General features: G+C 62.9%; 19 protein-coding genes and 2 rRNA genes (1 of these 21 cut by a window edge). 5 read left to right on the top strand and 16 right to left on the bottom strand.

The features are described 5' to 3' along the window. Positions 1 to 260 precede the first annotated feature (260 nt). Entirely contained in the window at positions 261 to 1,481 is a 1,221-nt protein-coding gene (locus tag ACYQ0Z_RS04350) for an ISL3 family transposase (protein WP_459864700.1), read from the top strand. A 62-nt stretch (positions 1,482 to 1,543) separates the two neighbouring features. Here the strand turns inward: ACYQ0Z_RS04350 and ACYQ0Z_RS04355 are convergent, their stop codons facing one another. The 3 genes from ACYQ0Z_RS04355 to ACYQ0Z_RS04365 form a co-directional block, all read right to left on the bottom strand. Continuing rightward, positions 1,544 to 3,379, bottom strand: coding sequence for an ATP-binding protein (locus ACYQ0Z_RS04355; RefSeq protein ID WP_459864702.1), 1,836 nt, complete (start codon positions 3,377 to 3,379; stop codon positions 1,544 to 1,546). A gap of 54 nt (positions 3,380 to 3,433) precedes the next feature. Continuing rightward, the gene (locus ACYQ0Z_RS04360; RefSeq protein ID WP_459864704.1) at positions 3,434 to 4,189 is read right to left on the bottom strand and encodes a DNA double-strand break repair nuclease NurA; all 756 of its coding nucleotides are present in this window, start codon (positions 4,187 to 4,189) and stop codon (positions 3,434 to 3,436) included. A gap of 341 nt (positions 4,190 to 4,530) precedes the next feature. Then, positions 4,531 to 5,982 (bottom strand): ISLre2 family transposase, encoded by a 1,452-nt coding sequence (locus tag ACYQ0Z_RS04365; protein WP_459864706.1) that lies wholly within the window; start codon positions 5,980 to 5,982, stop codon positions 4,531 to 4,533. 212 nt (positions 5,983 to 6,194) lie between these two features. Between ACYQ0Z_RS04365 and ACYQ0Z_RS04370 the strand changes: the two genes are divergently transcribed. Further along, entirely contained in the window at positions 6,195 to 6,449 is a 255-nt protein-coding gene (locus ACYQ0Z_RS04370) for an AbrB/MazE/SpoVT family DNA-binding domain-containing protein (protein WP_054669696.1), read from the top strand. A gap of 155 nt (positions 6,450 to 6,604) precedes the next feature. Here the strand turns inward: ACYQ0Z_RS04370 and rsmI are convergent, their stop codons facing one another. Next, the gene (rsmI, locus tag ACYQ0Z_RS04375; protein WP_459864709.1) at positions 6,605 to 7,480 is read right to left on the bottom strand and encodes a 16S rRNA (cytidine(1402)-2'-O)-methyltransferase; all 876 of its coding nucleotides are present in this window, start codon (positions 7,478 to 7,480) and stop codon (positions 6,605 to 6,607) included. Between the two features lie 108 nt (positions 7,481 to 7,588). On the opposite strand from rsmI, the gene ACYQ0Z_RS04380 reads away from it, so the two are divergent. The 3 genes from ACYQ0Z_RS04380 (at position 7,589) to ACYQ0Z_RS04390 (ending at position 11,172) form a co-directional block, all read left to right on the top strand. Continuing rightward, positions 7,589 to 8,599: a TAXI family TRAP transporter solute-binding subunit gene (locus ACYQ0Z_RS04380; protein ID WP_459864711.1), complete on the top strand. Its 1,011-nt coding sequence runs from the start codon at positions 7,589 to 7,591 to the stop codon at positions 8,597 to 8,599. 100 nt (positions 8,600 to 8,699) lie between these two features. Next, positions 8,700 to 9,251 carry a DUF1850 domain-containing protein gene (locus tag ACYQ0Z_RS04385; protein ID WP_459864714.1) on the top strand — a complete coding sequence of 184 codons (552 nt, stop codon included), beginning with the start codon at positions 8,700 to 8,702 and terminating at the stop codon, positions 9,249 to 9,251. Further along, positions 9,217 to 11,172, top strand: coding sequence for a TRAP transporter permease (locus ACYQ0Z_RS04390; protein WP_459864716.1), 1,956 nt, complete (start codon positions 9,217 to 9,219; stop codon positions 11,170 to 11,172). Before ACYQ0Z_RS04385 ends, ACYQ0Z_RS04390 begins: the two co-directional genes overlap by 35 nt. 57 nt (positions 11,173 to 11,229) lie before the next feature. Here ACYQ0Z_RS04390 and ACYQ0Z_RS04395 read toward each other — a convergent pair whose 3' ends face one another. The 12 genes from ACYQ0Z_RS04395 to ACYQ0Z_RS04450 all read right to left on the bottom strand — a co-directional run. Next, positions 11,230 to 11,988 carry a tRNA1(Val) (adenine(37)-N6)-methyltransferase gene (locus ACYQ0Z_RS04395; RefSeq protein ID WP_459864718.1) on the bottom strand — a complete coding sequence of 253 codons (759 nt, stop codon included), beginning with the start codon at positions 11,986 to 11,988 and terminating at the stop codon, positions 11,230 to 11,232. Positions 11,989 to 12,021: 33 nt separating this feature from the next. Then, positions 12,022 to 12,375, bottom strand: a complete 354-nt coding sequence (gene yabA, locus ACYQ0Z_RS04400; protein ID WP_459864720.1) for a DNA replication initiation control protein YabA — start codon at positions 12,373 to 12,375, stop codon at positions 12,022 to 12,024. 32 nt (positions 12,376 to 12,407) lie between these two features. Next, positions 12,408 to 13,217 carry a PSP1 domain-containing protein gene (locus ACYQ0Z_RS04405; RefSeq protein ID WP_459864722.1) on the bottom strand — a complete coding sequence of 270 codons (810 nt, stop codon included), beginning with the start codon at positions 13,215 to 13,217 and terminating at the stop codon, positions 12,408 to 12,410. Further along, positions 13,210 to 14,202, bottom strand: a complete 993-nt coding sequence (holB, locus tag ACYQ0Z_RS04410; RefSeq protein WP_459864724.1) for a DNA polymerase III subunit delta' — start codon at positions 14,200 to 14,202, stop codon at positions 13,210 to 13,212. Before holB ends, ACYQ0Z_RS04405 begins: the two co-directional genes overlap by 8 nt. Before the next feature lie 18 nt (positions 14,203 to 14,220). Continuing rightward, entirely contained in the window at positions 14,221 to 14,661 is a 441-nt protein-coding gene (locus ACYQ0Z_RS04415; RefSeq protein WP_459864726.1) for a YaaR family protein, read from the bottom strand. A 35-nt stretch (positions 14,662 to 14,696) separates the two neighbouring features. Then, the gene (locus tag ACYQ0Z_RS04420; RefSeq protein WP_459864728.1) at positions 14,697 to 15,023 is read right to left on the bottom strand and encodes a cyclic-di-AMP receptor; all 327 of its coding nucleotides are present in this window, start codon (positions 15,021 to 15,023) and stop codon (positions 14,697 to 14,699) included. Then, a complete protein-coding gene (gene tmk, locus ACYQ0Z_RS04425) occupies positions 14,986 to 15,684 on the bottom strand; it encodes a dTMP kinase (protein ID WP_459864731.1) in 699 nt (232 codons plus the stop codon). The genes ACYQ0Z_RS04420 and tmk overlap by 38 nt, the downstream gene beginning before the upstream one ends. A 41-nt stretch (positions 15,685 to 15,725) precedes the next feature. Continuing rightward, complete coding sequence (locus ACYQ0Z_RS04430) at positions 15,726 to 17,213, bottom strand: aminotransferase class I/II-fold pyridoxal phosphate-dependent enzyme (RefSeq protein WP_459864733.1); 1,488 nt, start codon at positions 17,211 to 17,213, stop codon at positions 15,726 to 15,728. 60 nt (positions 17,214 to 17,273) lie between these two features. Then, positions 17,274 to 17,456 carry a sigma factor G inhibitor Gin gene (locus ACYQ0Z_RS04435; protein ID WP_459864735.1) on the bottom strand — a complete coding sequence of 61 codons (183 nt, stop codon included), beginning with the start codon at positions 17,454 to 17,456 and terminating at the stop codon, positions 17,274 to 17,276. A 155-nt stretch (positions 17,457 to 17,611) separates the two neighbouring features. Continuing rightward, the gene (locus ACYQ0Z_RS04440) at positions 17,612 to 18,292 is read right to left on the bottom strand and encodes a hypothetical protein (RefSeq protein ID WP_459864737.1); all 681 of its coding nucleotides are present in this window, start codon (positions 18,290 to 18,292) and stop codon (positions 17,612 to 17,614) included. Positions 18,293 to 18,809: 517 nt separating this feature from the next. After that, a 5S ribosomal RNA gene (gene rrf / locus ACYQ0Z_RS04445) occupies positions 18,810 to 18,926 on the bottom strand. Between the two features lie 94 nt (positions 18,927 to 19,020). Then, positions 19,021 to 20,236, bottom strand: a 23S ribosomal RNA gene (locus ACYQ0Z_RS04450); it runs 1,749 nt beyond the window's last position.

Raw genomic sequence — 20,236 nt, forward strand, 5'->3', positions numbered from 1 at the left:
CGATACCGGCTCTCACCCCACCCGGCTCTCTGGAATCGGCCATGCGCAGCTACTCTCCCCATCCTCGACGATCACCGTATGCCGTTTGTCCGAAAAACCACCTGTCCCATACTTATCCAGTACAGTACACCAGCAGTGGCCACGCTGTCAAGGTGACGCGGGCTCTACGCTAAAAAGTGTGGGAACTAAGAGGAAAAGGCGGTCGACGAGCCAAGGGATAGTTAAGCGCACCACATCCCGAAGGAGGCTCGCGACCGCCTATGAACAAGCTTACCGCAGAAATGTTCGGCTTACAATCGTGGATTGTTTACCGTATCGTGCATCAATCCGATGGTATTCACATCTACGCCGGTCGGCCGCGTAAGGAAGCGCGGTGTCCGGATTGTGGACAGCTGACACGCCGCGTCTACGATCGTGCGCGCGAATGGAAACGAAAGCTGCACACCTGGTGCAACGAGAAACCGGTTTACCTCTGGGTACGTCCCCGGCGCTTCCAGTGCACGGCCTGTCGAAAAGTGTTCACCGAACGCTTTCCTGGTATTCGCCCCTGGGCACGCAGGACCGAACGGGCCGAAGCCCTTTTGCTCCAGCGCCTGAAAGCAGGCAGTTTCCGTCGTGCCGCCCAGGAAAGCGGAACAAGCAGCAGCACCTTGCGCCGTCTGCTCCTTCGGTACGTAGGCCAGCAGGTAAATCTCGAGGAAGCCCTCCGGGATGTCGATGCCTTCGTGCTTAGCATTGATGAACACAGCTATCGTGGCCGTGACATGATGGTTACGGTCACATGCGTGTGGCCAAAACGGTGCCTTTTGGCCATCTTGCCGGATGACCGCATGAAAACACTGGAGCGCTTTTTGCGCCAGCTGCCGGAGACGGTTCGTCGGCGGATTCGGGCCGTGTGCATCGACCTGAAGGATGCTTGGCGTCATGCCGTGAAGCGCGCTTTGCCCGGCGCTGTCATCGTGGCGGATCCGTTTCACGTCATCCAGGACGCGAATCGTCGGGTTGACGAAGCACGGCTTGTGGAACAGCAGGTGACCGGGGTGCGCCTGAGGCGCTGGCCGCTTTTGAAGAACGAGGACGATCTCACTGAACGCCAAGCTGCCCAGCTTGCCGCCATTCGGAAGCATCACAAGAACGTGGCCCACTTTCACTGGGTCAAGGAGCAGCTGCGAGACGTTTACCGCGCCTCCAATCGAGACGAAGCCGCAGCCATCCTGGACCGCGTGATCTTTGAGACCCAGTCGGCAAGCGATGCCGCGCTCCTGCAGTGGGGACGCACACTCCGCCGCTGGCGCGAGGCGATTCTGGCTTACCACACCTGGCGTGTTTCGAACGGCTACACGGAAGGCGTGCACACCAAGATCAAGCTGCTCAAACGAATCAGCTACGGCTTCCGTAACCGTGAGATCTATGTGCGAAAGATGCTCCTCGCTTTTATACCCTTGGCTTGGTTGACCTCCCATCCACAGTTATTGACTTAGAGCCGGTGACGCGAGAGGCGCGTGGAGGCGGCACGCCGCACGCCGGCTCCCGGCGCCTGGTTCTACGCCTTGGGACGATCGTACATCGCGCAGAAGGGCGTAGAGAGCTTGCGAATCTTCCCCGCCTGGGCCAAGCGGTCCAACTCGCTCTTCAGCCGAGTCACGTCCCATGACACGCCGAGGGTCTTGTTGACGTCGAGGAGGACATCCATGAGCGCCGTCTCGTAAATGGGCACGTGGCGCAGCAGCAGGTCTACCAGCGCCTCGTCTTCCCGCGCCCGCATTTCGTCCAACTCGTCGAAAGGGTTGACCGTGTGCGGGCTCTTCGTGTGCGCCAGGCGAATGCGCACCGGAAGGGTCCGCCCGAACACAGCCGACGAGACGAAGGCGTCCCCCGAACGCAGGTACGGCAGACGCCCCGCTTCCTCCGGCGTAAGATCGGTCTCCTCGCGGATGGTGGCGATGTCGGTCCCACGCACGGTGCGGAAGACCACCTTCGTGTTGAGCTGCGCGGTGATCGTCTCGTCGAGAAGTGTCGGCCGCTGCGTGGCCAGGATAAGGAAGACGCCGTATTTGCGGCCTTCCTGGGCGATTTCCGTGAGGATGGGTTTGGCTGGCTTTTCCGCACCCTTGGGGGCGAAATTGTGGGCTTCATCGGTCACGATGACGAAGGGCGGGAAGTAAGGGGCCTGGCGCTGCTTGAGCCGCGCGTCGCGCCAGTCGCGCCGGCGGTGGTAAAGGGTGCTGATCACGGACGAGGCAAACACCTGCAGCACCCACAGCGGCCCTTGCACGACGACCAGCTTGCCGGCGGTCAGGGCCCGCTCGATCGGCGCGATGTTGTGGGCAAACAGCCCGGCCTGCTTGAGCCGCCACAGCCGCCACAGGATCCCGCGCACCGAGGCGAGGGGTAGGCTGCCGTATTCCGCGAGGAGCCGCAGCCGATCCTCGAGGCGTTCGCGGGCCAACGGGTCTTCCTCCGCCTTGAGACGCTTCTCCAGGCCCTGTCGCCCTTCTTCCAACGCCTCGGCCAAGGCGCTGACGCGGGCCTCAAAGGACTCCACGCTGTCCCTTCGCCGGTGGAGCGTCTGCACGGCATTGGCCATGGCATCGGTCAGCGCGCCCGCCGCGCCGAGCAGGTTCTCCACTTCCCGGGTGGTCAGGGTGGAAAAATCGATGCCCACGTCACGGCCGATGCCGACCACGACAAATTTGTCGGCATAGGTCGGCGCGTCGGGGACCCGCTCGTCGCGCTCGGAAAAGTCCATCTCGTAGTGCGGGTCAAACACCAGGGTGGGGACGCCCAGCTTCATCAGTTCTTCCAGCATGACGCGCAGCCCGAAAGATTTGCCCGATCCCGACCCGCCGAAGATGCCGATATGGGGATACTGCTGCATGGCGCGGATGTCGAAAATGAAGGGTACGCCATTTTGGGGAATGACCCGCCCCCCTTCCCCCAGCACGAACAAATCGCGCAGCTCGGGCTCCAGCGTGGCAGCGAGGGGCTCCGTGCTACGGATAACGCCGAGAACCATGCCCGACGCCGGATCCGCCTTGACGAGCATGTCCCGCACCTCAGAAAAGGCCGGCTCGCGCACGCGGACACCGGTGCGGATGGGCTGCACCGCTTCCTCAAACAGGCGCACTTTGGCCAGGTTCACTTCGTCGGCACCGATGTCGTAGCCGATCGTCTTCAGGGCTTCCAGCACTTCTTCATCCACCAGCGCCTTGTCAAACCCCATCGGAATGGAACGGTTGTAGGCGTACGTTTCCACAACCTCGCCCTTGGGATAGCCGAGGTCGGGATCCTCGATCACCAGGATTTCGTTGATGCGAAACTTGCGGTCCTTTGCCGCAACGAACACCTGCTGCTGCGTCGTCACCCCGACGACGTGCATGCCGTTCCCTCCTCCCGCGAAGGCTCCGCCATCCTTTCCGGAGGCCCGTCTCCCTCAATAGGGCCGCTCGCGCCGCTTGGGCGAAAGTACGAGCCGTTTCACCGCCGGGTCCAGGTATTGGTCAACAAGGGCCTCCACCAACTTGTCCGTAATACGCACATCGCGGTCCACGATGTCCAGCCACAGGGGAATGCCACGCCCCTCCGAAGGGGTGAGGGTCATCACCAGGCGCACCGCGTCGGGGGCGGCGTGACGCTGCTCAAGGAGCAAATCGATGCCAATGCACTGCGGGTGATGGGACGTGCGGGCGAACACGGTGCGAAAACCTTGCTTGCGCCCCAGGTTGTCCACCCAAAAGCACTCGCCCGGCTCCAGCACGCCATAAAGCACTTCGCGGTCGGTCCGCCCGAGGGCCTGACCCCCTACGCACGTGCGCGCCACATCCGTCGTGCCGATCTCTTCGCTGACCCCGATGAGGAGCACATCCCGTTCGAGAACGGCTTCCTTTAAGGCCGCCCACGCATCGGGGGCGTCAAGGTGGTAGTGAAACAGCGAGCCGTCCATCAGCACCGCGCGCGGCCGGTCGGCTTCGACCGCCTTCCGCGCCACCGACAGTTCCAGCTCGGCCAACACGCGGCTGCGCCAGCGCCCCTCATCCTTGGACCACAGGTCCCCCTCCTCCAGCAGCGGCGTGCGCACGTCTGCCTCCCAATGCTGGGCGCCGTGGGAACTCTTGGCCAAGGCCTGAAAGCACACCAGCGTATGCGGCGGCGTGCCCCCGGTGCTGTTGACCGATCCATCGACCGCCACCAGGGGGCGTCCTTGTGTCCACTCCGCCAACGCGGAGGAGGAAAATGGCGAAAGACGTCGAATATCGCCGTATGTTGTTGTCACCTTTTGTCGAATTTTGTCCCTGTCGTCGCACCGCCGGTACCGCTGGCTCAACCGTTCGCCAACGTCGCGCAACCGTTCAATCAAATCCTGCGAAACGTGCCACAAAAATCTTCCTAACCTCCCAGAATTCCTTGTGGTTGTCCGTCCATTCTCTTATAATCATACTAAAAAAACCCGCCAGTAGGCGGTAATTGAGCAGAACAGCGTGCGTGTCAACTTTCAGTAGGTACCCCGACACAAAAATTTGAGTGATCGGTTTACACCCTTCTTGGAATCGCCCGCACAAGCTCACGAAGCACATACTTTACCCAAGGCGCACCGGATCCAGGCCCGTTAAGGGCCGGAATCCTTGCGCGCAGCCATCCCTCTATGTCTGCTCTCCAACTCTTTTCCCTTTCCTCCGCCGCTCCTTTGCCAAACACATGGCTCATTCTTTCCGGTTGGGCTGTCCACTTGGTTTTCACCACTTCAGCCAGTTCCTCATTTGCCCGCGACGCCAAAAGCCGCGCCAACCGGCCGGCCCCCTCGACGCTCCAACGCGCTCCATGACGCTTCATCCGCCGTGCAATGTGATGAAACACTTGTCCCTCAATCGCCCCTAATCGCACGGGCTCTCCCAACTCCCGAATGCCTTCCCAGTTCGTCCGCAAATAGCGCCACAACTGAACCACACGCTGCCGCTGTGCCCCGCGGCTGCGATGTTCGGCTGCTTTCAGAGCCTGCTCAACCCCTTCCCAATCGGATGTTGACAGCGCAGCACAAACCTCCCGATACGCCTTCTCGTCATGTCGAAGACTCTCCACCAGGTTCCGACGAAGGTGAAACGGATCGAGCCGGTATTGCGCTCCCGGAAAATACGCACACCCTTCTTTTACAAACGCCGCTCCATCACCCCCCACATACCATCGCTCCACTGCGCCGAAATCCCAATGTTCACCAAACTTCGCCACGCACTCTTCCCAAAAGGTCGTCCCTTCTGCTACACCGGCATGCACACAACGTTCTTGCAAACGACGCCGCTGGGCCGAAACGTCCCCTTTTCCCTCGTAGGCCACCGCCACCTTGACGGGAATCGTTGCCCGCTTCCCTTCCGAACGCCGGGCTGGTACCCAAACCTCATCCGCTTCCACATACACTGCCGAGCTCTTTCGTTGCCCTTTGGGGCTTACGCCCCGTTCAAACACATCCCGCCGCCGCTGTTCGATCTGTTGCCCCAATTCCCTACCGGCCTTTTGTACCTCCTGCCAGATGCTCATGGCCCGGATGTCCACATTCCCAAGCGTCACGTGCTTGAGCACTTCCGCTGCCCGGTGATACGGCATCTCCACCGCCAGGGCTACGGCCAACTGTCTTGCCCACGGCGAAAGCCGCTGGCGTGGTGCCAAGCCCAGCGCCTCATCCAGAAGGTACCGGCCCTGACCGCTTTCCCGGTCCACGTAGTACCGCCGCTCAATACGCACCTCACCAAAGGGCGTCAGGACCGTGCGCTCCTTGCGATGCACGATCTTTAAATGCTTCCGATCCCGGTTTTTCATAAACTGTTGATCCAACTCCGCACAGGCCGCCTGCAAAAGCCGGAGGGTTGCCTGCTGCACCAGCCGGTAGATGCCCTTCTCCAATGCCTCAAAATCCGGGCTTTGCTTCAGGAGGTCAGCCATTTCCTGCACAAGAAGGAGGATTTCTTGCGCGGTTTCGCGAATCCATTCCATGAGACCTCACCGCCTCCTCGACTTCGTGTCGGGGCAAGTTGCCTGGCCAGACAACTTGCGGTGAGGTCTCTTTTCGTTTTTTCCTCACCGTGTTCCTACTGAAACTTTACACGCTCCAGAACAGCCATTGACTTGCATGGTAATGGCTGGTATGCTAAAACCAGACAAACGTCGAATTTTGACGAGAAAACCGCGAAGGGAGATGGAGGAGCATGATGAAGTCCACCGGTATTGTGCGCAAAGTCGACGAGCTCGGGCGTGTCGTGATCCCGATTGAGCTGCGCCGCACGCTGGGCATCGGGGAAAAGGATGCGCTCGAGATCTATGTCGACGGGGAGCGGATTATCCTCAAAAAATATGAGCCGGCATGCATTTTCTGTGGGAACGCCGACAACGTCACCCACTACAAAGGCAAAGTGATTTGCCGGCCTTGTGCGGAAGAAATGTACGCCGCGGTCGCCAAGTAAGAACAGCGGCGAGGGAACGGTTGCGTGCACGTGCGCAATCCAGAAGGCGGTAAATCAGCAGGAATGGTCACACCAACCCTTCGGACGACGTGAACGGGCCTCATTCATCGCATGGATTCCGTCGCCGAAGGCTCTTTTTTTTGTTGGAAGTCGCCTTATTCCTCAAGGAGCGCAGCATACACCTCGCGTTTTGACACGCCGCGATCGCGAGCCACGGCCTTCATCGCTTCCTTCCGTGAAAAGCCCCTCGCCTCGTATGCCGCCACATGGTCGGCCACCGACAGTCCTTCCCACCACACGTCCTCCGGTGCCGCTTCGCCTTCTTCGCCCGCTCCCTCGACCACCAGCGTGCATTCGCCGCGGATCCCTTCCGCCTGCACCAGGGCCAGGATTTCGGTGAGTGATCCGCGCACAATCTCTTCGTGCACCTTGGTCAGCTCACGTGCCAAGACCGCACGGCGATCACCCAGGACGTCGAGAAGGGCTTCCAGGGTCTCGGCCAGGCGGTGTGGCGCCTCGTAAAACAGCAGCGTGTCCGTGGCCCCTTTCAGGCGGTCCAGGACGCGGGCGCGTTCACGGCTTTGGCGGGGCAGAAATCCGACAAAGCGGAACCGCTTGGTGGGCAGCCCCGACACGACAAGGGCCGCCAAAGCTGCACTCGCGCCCGGCACGGGCACCACCGGGATGCTGGCTTCTACAGCCGCACGCACCAGCCGGGAACCGGGATCGGCAATGCCCGGAAGGCCGGCGTCACTCACCAACGCGCCCGATTCCCCGTTCTGCAAGCGGGCCACCAGCTCAGCCGCCCGCGCCGCCTCGTTGTGCTCGTGGCAGCTGACGAGTGGAGTTGCGATGCCAAAATGGGCAAGCAACTTGCGCGTATGCCGGGTGTCTTCCGCGGCAATCCAGTCCACTTCGCGCAACACGCGCACCGCGCGGTAGGTAATGTCGTCCAGATTCCCGATGGGCGTGGCCACCACGTAAAGCTTGCCGCCAGAAACAGCAAAACTTTTTTGTCGAAACACGGGCATCCCTCCTGATCTTTCCATTTATGTCCAAAAAAACAGGATTTGATTTTTTCCCTTGATTCGATTAAGATTTTCTCGAATGTTTCCAATAACCTGTGGGAGGTGGTCAACATGGTATGGAAACGCTTTCGCTGGTTCCTGGTCCCCGTTGCCCTGTTCCTGGTTCTGGCCGGTTGCGGCACCGCTTCCCAAACCGGAGAGACCCCACAAGGGGGAGAAGGACAGGGTGGGGAAAAGCCGGACCAGCTCTATATTGCCACCGGGGGTACAGCCGGCACCTACTACGCGCTGGGCGGCGGCATCGCCAAACTTCTGGAGAAGGCAAGCATCAACGCCACGGCCCAGACGACGGGCGCCTCGGTGGAAAACCTGCGCCTGCTGAAAGACGGGCAGGTCGACATTGCCTTCACGCAAACGGACATCGCCGACTACGCCGCCAAAGGGACGGAAATGTTCCAGAATGCCGGACCCATCCAAAACCTGAAAGCCATCGCCGCGCTGTACCCGGAAACGATCCAGATCGTCGTTCCCGCCGACAGCCCCATCCAATCGGTAACCGACTTGAAAGGCAAGCGCGTTTCCGTGGGGGCGCCGGGAAGCGGCACCGAACTCAACGCCAAACAGATTCTCGAAGTGTACGGCCTCACCTTTGACGACATCAAGGTGCAGCGCCTGTCCTTCGCCGAATCGTCCAGCGGCCTGCAGGACGGCATGCTCGACGCCGCTTTCGTGACGGCAGGAGCGCCGACGTCGGCCGTTTCGGAGCTGGCCACGACAATAGGCGTGCGCGTTCTGAGCCTTGACGATGCCCACATCCAAACCCTAACCGAGAAGTATCCCTTCTACTTCGAGCAGGTCATTCCGGCAAGCACGTATAAAGGCCAAGACCAAGACGTGAAAACAGTGGCCGTCAAGTCGATGCTCGTCGCGCGCGGTGAGCTGGATGAACAGCTCGTGTACGCGATCACCCAAGCCGTGTTCGACAATTTGAAGGAACTGGAAAGCTTCCACGCCAAGGCGAAGGAGATCAAGCTGGAAGACGCGCTCAAGGGCTTCACCATCGACGTTCATCCGGGAGCGGCCAAGTATTTCGAGGAAAAAGGCATCCGCAAGGAGCAGTAAACCGAGAAGGAAAACCGCTCCGCGCGTCAAAACCGGGGGCACCGTCCCCCGGTCCCTTTTGTGCGCGCAAGGGCGATGAGCCCGTGGAGGACGACGCGTCATGGCAGCGATCCGGTCCGTTCGCCGACGCCGCCTTGCGGTGGCCATCCTGCTCCTCGCCGTGGCGGCTTTGACCGCCATGCCCCTCTTTCCGGTACTCACCGTAGCGGACGGCGAGACGGGGGCTCGGCTCCTCACCATCCCCGTGTCGCACGGGGAACGGGTCACCCTGTGCTACACCCACTCCATCCATCGCACGCCGGTCGTCGAAACGTACACCATCGGCGACGGCATCCTCGTTCTCGAGGCCATGCGATTTCAATCCTACGGCGTGGGCATGCCGTCGGATGTGGAAATGGGCCAAACCTTCACCATGGAAAACGGCTGGTTTGTCCTCGCCCATCTCAACCGCCCCCTTCCGCATCTCGACCTGCGCATCGGCTACGTGGCCAACCACACGCTCCGTATCGGGCCGCGGCAATTTCCGCTGGCTCGCGTCGCCGCTCCGGGTTCATGGGTGCGCCTCACCGTACGTCGGGAAACACTGGCAAACCGTCTGTGGAGGGTGATCGGTAGCGATGACGGACACGAAACCCCAACCGCCGTCCAATAACCTTCAGGAGCTGGTGGCCCAGTACGATCGGGAGCAAGCCTTTCGACCACTTTCCGGTTGGGTGGCACGCGCCGCCACGTTGTTGGCCGTCGGGTTTTCGGTATACCAAGTGGTGACGGCCATTGTTCCGCCGCCGCCGGCACAGGTTCATCGCGCGCTACATCTGGCCTTCGCGCTGGGACTGATTTTTTTGCTGTTCTCGCCCTCGCGGCGTCGCGCCAACGCCGGCATGTCGGTGATCGACGGGCTCCTGGCCCTTCTGGGTCTAGCCGTCGGGATCTATTGGCTGGCCTTTTTTGATGAACTGGCCCAGCGGGCCGGCAGCTTGACCACGCTGGACTACGCCGTTGGCCTCCTCACCCTTCTGCTGGTTCTGGAAGGGACGCGGCGCGTAGTCGGATGGCCAATTGTCATCATCGCCACGCTGTTTGTGCTGTACGCCCTGTTCGGAAAGGAAATGCCGGGTTTTCTGAGCCACCGCGGCATCAGCCCTGAGCGCCTGATCAACCACCTGGCGTACACCACGGAAGGCATTCTCGGCGTTCCCCTCGGCGCATCGGCAAAGTTTATCTTCCTCTTCGTCCTGTTTGGCGTCTTCCTGGAGCGGACCGGTGTCGGTGCCTATTTCAACGACCTGGCGCTGGTGCTGGCCGGCAAGCGCGTGGGGGGTCCGGCCAAGGTGGCCGTCTTCTCCAGCGCGCTCCAGGGAACAATCAGCGGCAGCTCGGTCGCCAACGTGGTGACGTCGGGGGCCTTCACCATCCCGATGATGAAGCGCCTGGGTTACCGGCCGTCCTTCGCCGGGGCCACGGAAGCAGCCTCGTCCACCGGCGGCCAGATCATGCCGCCCGTAATGGGCGCGGCGGCCTTCCTCATGGCCGAGGCGACAAACGTCCCGTACGCCGAGATCGCCCTGGCCGCGACCATCCCGGCGCTGCTCTATTTCGCCGGCATCTGGATTATGGTCCATTTTGAAGCGCGCAAAACGGGGTTACGCGGACTCCGCGAGGATGAATTGCCCAACCGCCGCGAGGTGCTGAAAAAGCTATACTTGCTCTTGCCCATCGCCGTCATCATCTATTTCTTGATGAGCGGCACGTCCACGGAACGGGCCGCCCTGTACGGCATCGTGGCGACGATTGCCGTCGGCGCCGTGCGGAAAGAGACACGGATGAACCTGAGGGACATCGTCCTCGCGTTGGCCGAGGGGGCCAGGGCAGCCCTCAGCGTGGTCGCCGCCACGGCAACGGCCGGTATCGTCGTCGGCGTCGTCACGCTCACCGGCCTCGGCCTCAAATTTGCCAGCAGCCTGGTGGAGCTGTCCGGCGGCATCCCGATCCTGACCCTCTTCTTCACGATGGTCGCCTCCCTCGTCCTCGGCATGGGCGTGCCGACGACGGCCAACTACATCATCACGTCGACAATGACCGCCCCGGCTGTCGTCCAGCTGGGCTATCCAGTGCTGGCTGCCCACATGTTCGCCTTCTACTTCGGCATCCTCGCCGACATCACGCCCCCGGTGGCGCTGGCCGCCTTCGCCGCCTCGGCCATCTCCGGGGCCAGCTTCCTGCGTACCGGAATCGACTCGGTGCGTTTGGCCATCGCCGCCTTCCTCGTGCCCTACGTGTTTGTCTTTTCGCCGCAGATGCTGCTGATCAATACGACACTCCCCGAGGCCCTGTGGGTCGCCATCACGGCCTTTGTAGGGATGATCGGCGTGGGGGCCGGCGTCATCGGGTACTGGCTGCGCCCGCTTCACGTCATCGAGCGCCTCTTGGCCATCGGCGCCGGACTGGCCCTGATCGTCCCGGGCCTGGCGACCGACACCGTGGGCCTGGCCGTGCTTGGCGGGCTGTGGGCCGTGCAAGTTGTCCAGAAACGCCACCAACAGGTGGCCACAACGCCCGACCGCCCCGCCTAACGGCCCCATTGCCGCGGCAACATGCCGCGGCGTTTCTTTTTGGCCCGCACCGGGTGCTCACGCCGTGCCCCCGCCGTAGATGCGGAGCACCTCGTCCGTGTACACCCCCGGAGCGCGGTAGACCACCAAAGGCGGCATCACGCGCAGCTCCACGCCGCCATCGCGGATGCCCTCAACCAGCACGAGGTTGGCCGGACGGTCGGCATAGGGGTGAACCAGACGCACGCGCTTGGGCTCCACGCGGTACTGCCGCATGAGCGAAAGGAGCTCCACCAGGCGCGCCGGACGGTGCACGAGGGCCACCCGCCCGCCGGACTTGACCAGCCGGCTGGCCACGCGCACCACGTCCTCCAGCGTGCAGAAGAGCTCATGGCGGGCCGCCGCCAGGTAAGGATTGGGGCTGACGTCGGCCCCGTCGCGGGGCAAGTAGGGCGGGTTGGCCGTTACGACGTCAAAGGTGCCCACCGGTAAGACCTCGGTGCACATCCGCAAATCGCGACACAAGATGGATACGCGGTCGTCAAGGCCGTTCAGCGTCACGCTGCGCCGGGCCATGTCACACAGGCGTTCCTGGATCTCCACGCCGACGATTTCCGCCGCCGTCCGCGTGGACAGCAGCAGCGGAATGATACCATTACCTGTGCACAGATCCACGACGCGCCCGCGCGGCGGGAGGGTAACGAAACGGGCCAGCAGCACGGCATCCAGGGAAAAGCAAAACACCCCGGGGTGCTGAATGATCGCCAGGCCACCGGCCATCAGATCGTCGACCCGCTCGCCGGGCAACAGCGGAACAGTGCGTTCCACGTCATTCATCGTCTCCTTTGCCGATGAAAAAACAGGCCCCGCTCACGGGCCTGTTGGCGCTTTGTGCAGGAAGGCGAGGCAGAACAAGCAGTCCCCTTCGGTACGCAAGCTGCCGTAGTGCAGGTTACAAATGTGAAAGCCTTCCTGGTACAGGCGGGCCAAGTTGTCATACCCTTCCCCCACCGGAGCCGGCTTTGTGGCGCGGTGCCGTTCCTCGCCGTCCGCCGCCTTGTAGGCACTGAGGAGACGGCGCAGGTGCTGGTTCTCCAGGTGAATCCGCTGGTTTTCCTCCAGCAGCGCGGCCACGTGTTGCTTCACCTTCCCCAGCTCCTGGGCAATCTGGCCGATCTGCGCTTCCAACTGGGCGACGAGTTCCACCAGTTCCCGTTTCTCCACGCACCCTCCACCCCTGCCGCACGCGCTGGCACTCACCCGTCAACGGCGGTCCTCAGCTCGTCGACGGAAAACGCAACGATGCGTCCCGCTTCGTATACATCCACTTGGACCTGCTCGGCCAAAATGTTCAGGCCCACCACGCGTCCCCTGCCGAGCGGCGTCTCGATCTCATCGCCGACGTCCGGCAGCGTGGCGAGAACCTGGGCATAGGTTTCGTGCTCGTACCGCAGGCAACACATGAGACGGCCGCACAAGCCGGATATTTTCGCCGGGTTGAGGGACAGGTTCTGGTCTTTGGCCATCTTGATGGAAACCGGCTCAAAATCGCCAAGGAACGTCGAGCAACAGAGGAGCCGACCGCATGGGCCGATGCCGCCCAACATCTTCGCTTCATCCCGTACGCCGATCTGCCGCAGCTCGATGCGCGTGCGAAAGACGGCGGCCAGGTCCTTGACCAGCTCGCGAAAATCGACGCGTCCTTCCGCGGTAAAGTAAAAAATCAGCTTGTTGCGGTCAAAGGTGTATTCGGCGTCGACCAGCTTCATCGGCAGCCCGTGCTCGGCGATCTTCTCCTTGCATATCGCGTACGCGCGCTTGGCATCTTCCCGGTTCCGTTCCATCTGGGCGGCGTCCTGTTCATCGGCGATGCGGATCACGTTTTTCAGCGGCAAGACGACGTCTTGCTCGTCCACCTGCCGGCGCCCGACCGCGACCCACCCGTACTCGATCCCCCTCGCCGTCTCCACCAGCACGGGATCACCCGACTGCACGGGCAGCCCGCCGGGATCAAAGTAGTAAATTTTCCCCGCCCGTTTGAAGCGGACGCCTACCACCTCAAGCACATCGAATTCCCTCCAATAAACGAATCGCCAGCTGTTCCACGACAAGCTGGGCGTTCGTGGGAAGCGCAAGCCGCTTCCGCGCCGCAAGCACGGCGTCAAGGGCTTGCAGGACGCCCGCTTGCGACCACTGGGCAGCCTGGCGCTCCAGCTCGTTGCGGCACTCGGCGAACGCCAGACGCTCGCGCCGCCCGAGCTGAACGTGCAACACGTCTCGGTACCACAACAGGAGAAGGTCGCACCAGAGCAGGACCTCGTCGCGCTCCGGGTTTCGCGCGAACAGCTTGTCTTGCAGCGTGAGCAGGCTCTGCGCCCCCTGTTGCACGAGGTCCTGCGTCCATTGTATCACTAGGGTTTTTAGGGGTGCAAACCATTCCGACTGGCAGATCTGGCGCGCCGCGTCCAGCCCCGGGGCCAGGTACGCGGCCAGTCGGGCCTGGCCCGCCGGCACGCCCTCGCGCGTCAATCGTGCGGCCACCCACTCGGCATCCAGCGGCGGAAAGGTGATAAGCTGGCAGCGGGAGCGAATCGTCGGCAACAGGGAATGGGCGTTTTCGGTCAACAGCACCACCACGGTGGGAACCGGCGGCTCTTCCAGAAACTTCAGCAGGCTGTTGGCCGCCTGCGCGGTCAACGTATCCGCCCGCTCCAGCACCACCACCTTCTGTCGGGCTTCCAGTGTCCGGTACGCCGCCTCGCGCTTCAGCTCGCGAATCTGCTCGATACGCAGGCTGGCCCCCTCAGGGGCGATCCAGCGCACGTCCGGGTGATTGCCCTCCTCCACGCGCCGGCAATCGCGACACGCGTCGCACGCCTCGTCACCGCCGCGCGCGCACACCAGTGCCTTGGCCAACTCCCGGGCCATTTTCTTCTTGCCCACTCCGCGCGGACCGGCAAACAGATACGCGTGGGCCACGCGCCCCAGGCGCAGTGCCGCGCGAAGCCGCTCCACAATCGCTTCTTGTTCCGACACGTCGCGCCACGCCATCGTCCCCGCCTCCTGCCCCTATAAACAAAAGTTCACCAACAGGCCGTGGATTTCCCCGATGCGCGCCAGAACCTCCAGGTGCGGCGTTTCCTTCGCGAGCACGGCGCGGGAGAGATCTAGCAGCTTTTCGTCGAGCACGCGAAGCAGCCTGTACACGCGCGGACGGCGCCGACGATCCTGCCCGTGCCGTTCCTCGACAGTGAGTGCACGTTCGACCACCTCACGTACAAACCGCTGGATCAGCGCCTTGTAGGCGAGCAAATCCCGCGCGCTGCGGGTGTGGGCCAACTGACGGCCCTGGCGCTCGATGTCGGCCAAAAGCTGCTCATAGGCCGCTTGCTCCAAGCGCCGGCGCTCGTCGTCGAGCACATCGGCAAAGGAGGAGCCACCCGCCACCACGCGCGCCACCGGCTTGGAAACGACGCCCGGACGCAAGGAACCGAGTTGGTCGATCTTCACGGTTTTGCCCTCCTTCCGCTACCGGAAACACGGGCTCACAGGTGCACAAACCGGTCAACCGGCAAGACGAACACCGTCGCCCCGCCCACCGACACCTCCACCGGATACGGGGCGAAGGATTCCGTGCCCCCGCCCACCTCCGACGGCGGCACCAGCTGGGTACGGCGACGGCACGTCTCTTCGATGATGGCCAACACCGCGTCAACCTGCGCGTCATCCACGCCGATGAGAAAGGTGGTGTTGCCGCTGCGTAAAAAGCCGCCGGTGCTGGCCAGTTTTGTGGCGCGATAGCCCTTGGCCACGAGCGCTTGGGACAGCGCATGGCTATCCTTGTCCTGGACCACAGCCACAACCAGTTTCATCGCCCGCCCCTCCCATTTCCGGTAGCAGCCGCTGACACAGCGCCCAGCAGTCGGCCGCGATTTCCCGGGCAATTTCTTCCTCCGGCCGGCTGGCGTCAATCACGCGGATGCGCTGCGGGTCGTCAGCCGCCAAGCGGAGAAACGCCTCGCGCACCCGTTGGTGATAGGCGAGGGCCTTTTGCTCAATGCGGTCGGCGCCTGGTCCGCCGCGTGCCCGTACCCGGCGCAGGCCCTCGGACGGGTCAATGTCGAGGAGGTACGTGCGGTGCGGGAGAAGACCGCCGGTGGCAAAGCGATTGACCGCGACCACGACGGCCGGATCGATACCTAGGCCGTACGCCTGATACGCCAGCGAGGCGTCGACATACCGGTCGCAGAGAACCACCGCACCCGCCGCCAGCGCCGGCCGAATGCGTTCGGCCACGTGCTGCGCCCGGGACGCCGCATAGAGAAGCATCTCCGCTTCGCGGCACAGCTCGGCGTGCGCCGGGTCGAGCAAAATGGCGCGGATGGCATCACCAATGCGCGTCCCGCCCGGTTCCCGCGTGGTGACCACCGGTCGCTTGAGGCGCGACGTGAGGAAAGAAGCCAACCGGCGCAACTGTGTCGTCTTTCCCGCACCATCCGGTCCTTCAAAGGTGATGAACAGCCCGTTTGCCACGCTGCGTCCCCTTTCTGTCCACCCTGACGCGGTTTCACCGGTTACGCACCGGGCCATACCCGCACCGTCTCCAGCGTGGGGTCCGCCGCACCCTGGAGATGACCGCCGCCGTCGCGCACGGCGCGGAGATACGCCACCACATCGGCGCTGAACCGCTCTCCGGGCAGCACGGCCGGTACACCCGGCGGGTACGGCACGATCATTTCCGCGCTGACCAAGCCGACCGCCGCCTCAAGGGGAACGGCGGTGGATTCCCGCTCCTCGAACAGGACGGGTACGACCGAGATGGGCGGATAGGCGGGCGGTGGCAGCCGGTGCGCAGCGTCATCGGAGCGTCCATCGGCCGGCGCGCGGGACAAAAGCTGGTGTACCCATGCAGCCAACGCTTGTTCTACCTTTTCGACTTCCGCCGTCTCCGTTCCTGCCGTCAAGATGAGCAACACGTTGGCCGGATCGGCCAGCTCCACGTACACGCCCGCCCTCGCCAGGTGGTCCGCCAAATCATATCCCGTTCCGCCCGCCCGGCGGAGTAGCGGCTCAAGGTGCACGAGGACCTTGATCGGGTCAAGCACGACCCATTCGGGATCGGGACGCGCCGGGTCAGGCACCGCCAGCCCGTCGAGGCGGCTCACCCGCTCGCGCAGACGACGCGCCAGCTCCGCCGCACGGCCAAAGGCCTTGCACCCGTGCAACACGGCCTGACGACGCGCCAGATCGAGGGACGCCATCACCGGGTACGAGGGACTGGAAGTCTGCAGCATGCGCAGCGCCTCGCGCAGCCGGCGACGGTCCACGCGATCCCCCTGGACGTGCAGGTACGCGCCCATTGTCATTGCCCCGAGCGTCTTGTGGGCCGATTGCACAACGGCGTCGGCCCCGTCGGCAAGGGCTCCACGGGGCGCGCCGGGCGTAAAGGCGAAATGGGCACCGTGGGCTTCGTCCACGAGGAGCGGCACCCCGTGGGCATGGGCCACCTCGGCCAACGGTGCCAGTTCAACGGCCATGCCGTAGTAAGTGGGATTGGTGATGAGCACGGCTTGGGCATCGGGATGCTCTTGGAGCGCGCGGCGGAGAAGATCCGCATCCAAGCCGGCCGGCACATCCCATCGCGCCGCGTGCCGCGGTGCAAGCAGCACCGGAATCGCTCCAGCCAGGCGCACGGCATGAAACACCGACTTGTGGCTGTTGCGCTGGATGAGGATTTTGTCTCCCGGGCGGCATGTGGCCCACACCATGGCGAGATTGCCCACGGTACTCCCGCCGACCAAAAAATACGTCTCTTCGGCCCCAAAGGCTTCGGCAGCAAGACGTTGCGCTTCGGCGATCACCCCTTCCGGCTGGTGCAAGTCATCCAGCCCCGGCAGTTCCGTAAGGTCAAGGCGCAGAAGGGGCGCGAACCAATGCCGGGCGCGCGGGTCAAATCCCGGTCCGCCGCGATGCCCCGGCACATGAAACCAACCGCGAGACATTTCTGCGTGGCGCACCAGCGCCTCAAACAGAGGAGCCCGCGCGTGGCGGCTGATGTCCATCGGTCTCCCCTCCCCTCACAAAAAAGACAGAGACCCGTTAGATGGCCTCTGCAATCAGCCTCACGCGTCTTTTTTGCACAAGATGCGTCGCATGCGCTGCACGAAGAAGCGGTACCGCTTGTCGTGCACATCGGTGCGCACCAGTTCCCGTTCGCACTGCCGACAAATGAAGGCCCGCCACACGGTAATGCCCTCCGGGTGTACCAATCCGCAAACGATACACGGTTGGCGGTCGCCGTTCACCTCTGAACCTCCTTGTTCATCTTGTTCTCCGATTTTTTAGCAGTATGGACCGATTCAGGCCACCGCAAACCACGGGATTTCCTTGACACCACGGGTATATGCCGAGACCACCATGCACCGCTTCACGTGCCGTCCCCCTCGTGCCCGTTCACCACCTACAGGCGATCCACATTCGGCGGGGCCGCATCGGGCGCCTCCGCGTAGCGCGGGGGTGCGGCCGTCTTCAACGGGAACCACCAGCGGTGAAGTCCCCAAGCATAAAGGGCATACAGCCCCGTGAAGATAGCATGCAACAACCAAAACGTGCGCCCATCCCACAGGTGCATACCCGATCCGGTGATCGCCGCGTACACGCCTTCGCACGCCACCAACAGCAGCAAGATTTTCGGAATCTGCTCCCGGGCATTCCTGCTGGTCGAATCGCTATGTCTCAGCACCCGCTTCCACAACCGCGGAAGGCTGGTCCACGGCGTACCGGCGTGACGCTGGGAGTCCGGCACTCCCCAAACCATCACCGTGAAAACCGCGTATGCGCCGAGGGCCATCAATACCCCTCCGAGCGGCGGCAGGGGGTACACCCAAAGCGAAACGGCGAGGGGAAGGAGCAGAAAGGCGCGCAGGTGCAGGGGAAAATCCCACCACACAACGGCAGCCGCAAGCGGAGCCACCGCCACGACGACGGCCAAAACCGCTACCCAGAAGGCGACGAACTCCCATTCCGGTACGTGCCACAACAGCCAGATGGCGGCCACAAACACCAGGGTGAAGGGTTTGCCCTCGTGCAACACGTTCCAGGCCTTCGCGGCCATCTCTTTCCAGGCCCATGCCGCCTTCACGCGCCTTTCCCTCCTTTTGCGGGTCGCTTCGAACCTTGGCGATAGATGCGCATTCCACCGGTTCGCGACGCGGGCTTCCGCACCGTTCTCCTTTTCATGTGCCCGTGGATCAGCCAGTGGATCACACCCCGCCACGTCAGGCACCAATGGAACGAGCAACAGCGCCTCCGGATGTGCGCGCCCGGCCGGCCGTCCAGCCCAAGCGTACCACACCGGCACCGGCAAGGCCAATATACACGATCACACGACGAAATTTGCCACACGCAAAGAAAACCGCGACCATGCCGGCGCTGACGGCGACCTCCAAACGGGAGAAACGGCATAGCGTGACAAGATGTGGGGAGCGACACGAGGTGTTCGAGGCTCGGATCCAACGGGTACCGTCCGGGTACCGCCGGCCGCAGCCAGACCGCCATTTCCCGGGAAACGGGCGTGGCGGTGCAGTACAACCCCGTCCTTCATTCAACCCCCTCGAAAATGCGAAAGCGGGAGACGGGTGTACCGTCTCCCGCGTTGTGCCTGGCAACGACCTACTCTCCCAGGGGCTCGCGCCCCAAGTACCATCGGCGCTGGAGGGCTTAACTTCCGTGTTCGGGATGGGAACGGGTGTGTCCCCTCCGCTATCGTCACCAGACACGGGATGGATTGTAGCACAAGGTTGGTAGGAAACGCAAGGGGTTTGGGGTGCGGTTGCACCCTGAAAACCGGACCGCGGGGGTGGTGGGGAGTGGGTTAAGCCCTCGACCGATTCGGACCCGTCGGCTGAACGCGTTACCGCGCTTACACCTCGGGCCGATCGACCTCGTCATCTCCGAGGGGTCTTACCCGGTTAACCCGGTGGGAAATCTGATCTTGAGGGGGGCTTCGCGCTTAGATGCTTTCAGCGCTTATCCCGGCCGCACATGGCTACCCAGCGGTGCCCCTGGCGGGACAACTGGTACACCAGCGGTGCGTCCACCCCGGTCCTCTCGTACTAGGGGCAGCTCCTCTCAGATTTCCTGCGCCCGCGACAGATAGGGACCGAACTGTCTCACGACGTTCTGAACCCAGCTCACGTGCCGCTTTAATGGGCGAACAGCCCAACCCTTGGGACCGACTTCAGCCCCAGGATGCGACGAGCCGACATCGAGGTGCCAAACCTCCCCGTCGATGTGGACTCTTGGGGGAGATCAGCCTGTTATCCCCGGGGTAGCTTTTATCCGTTGAGCGATGGCCCTTCCACGCGGGACCACCGGATCACTAAGCCCGACTTTCGTCCCTGCTCGACCTGTCGGTCTTGCAGTCAGGCTCCCTTCTGCCTTTGCACTCGACGCGCGATTTCCGACCGCGCTGAGGGAACCTTTGGGCGCCTCCGTTACCGTTTAGGAGGCGACCGCCCCAGTCAAACTGCCCGCCTGACACTGTTCCCCGACCGGGTGACGGTCGCGGGTTAGAATTTCGGTACGGCCAGGGTGGTATCCCACCGGCGCCTCCGCCAGGCCTGGCGGCCTGGGTTCGCAGGCTCCCACCTATCCTGTACAGGCCGCACCAAAATTCAATATCAGGCTGCAGTAAAGCTCCACGGGGTCTTACCGTCTAGTCGCGGGTAACCTGCATCTTCACAGGTACTACGATTTCACCGGATCCCTCGCCGAGACAGTGCCCAAGTCGTTACGCCTTTCGTGCGGGTCGGAACTTACCCGACAAGGAATTTCGCTACCTTAGGACCGTTATAGTTACGGCCGCCGTTTACTGGGGCTTCGGTTCAGGGCTTCGCGCCGAAAGGCGCTCACCCTTCCCCTTAACCTTCCAGCACCGGGCAGGCGTCAGCCCCTATACATCGCCTTACGGCTTCGCAGAGACCTGTGTTTGTGATAAACAGTCGCTTGGGCCTTTTCACTGCGGCCTCCTCGGGCTCATCACCCTACCGAGGCGCCCCTTCTCCCGAAGTTACGGGGCCATTTT

This window comes from Calditerricola yamamurae (genome assembly GCF_054654135.1).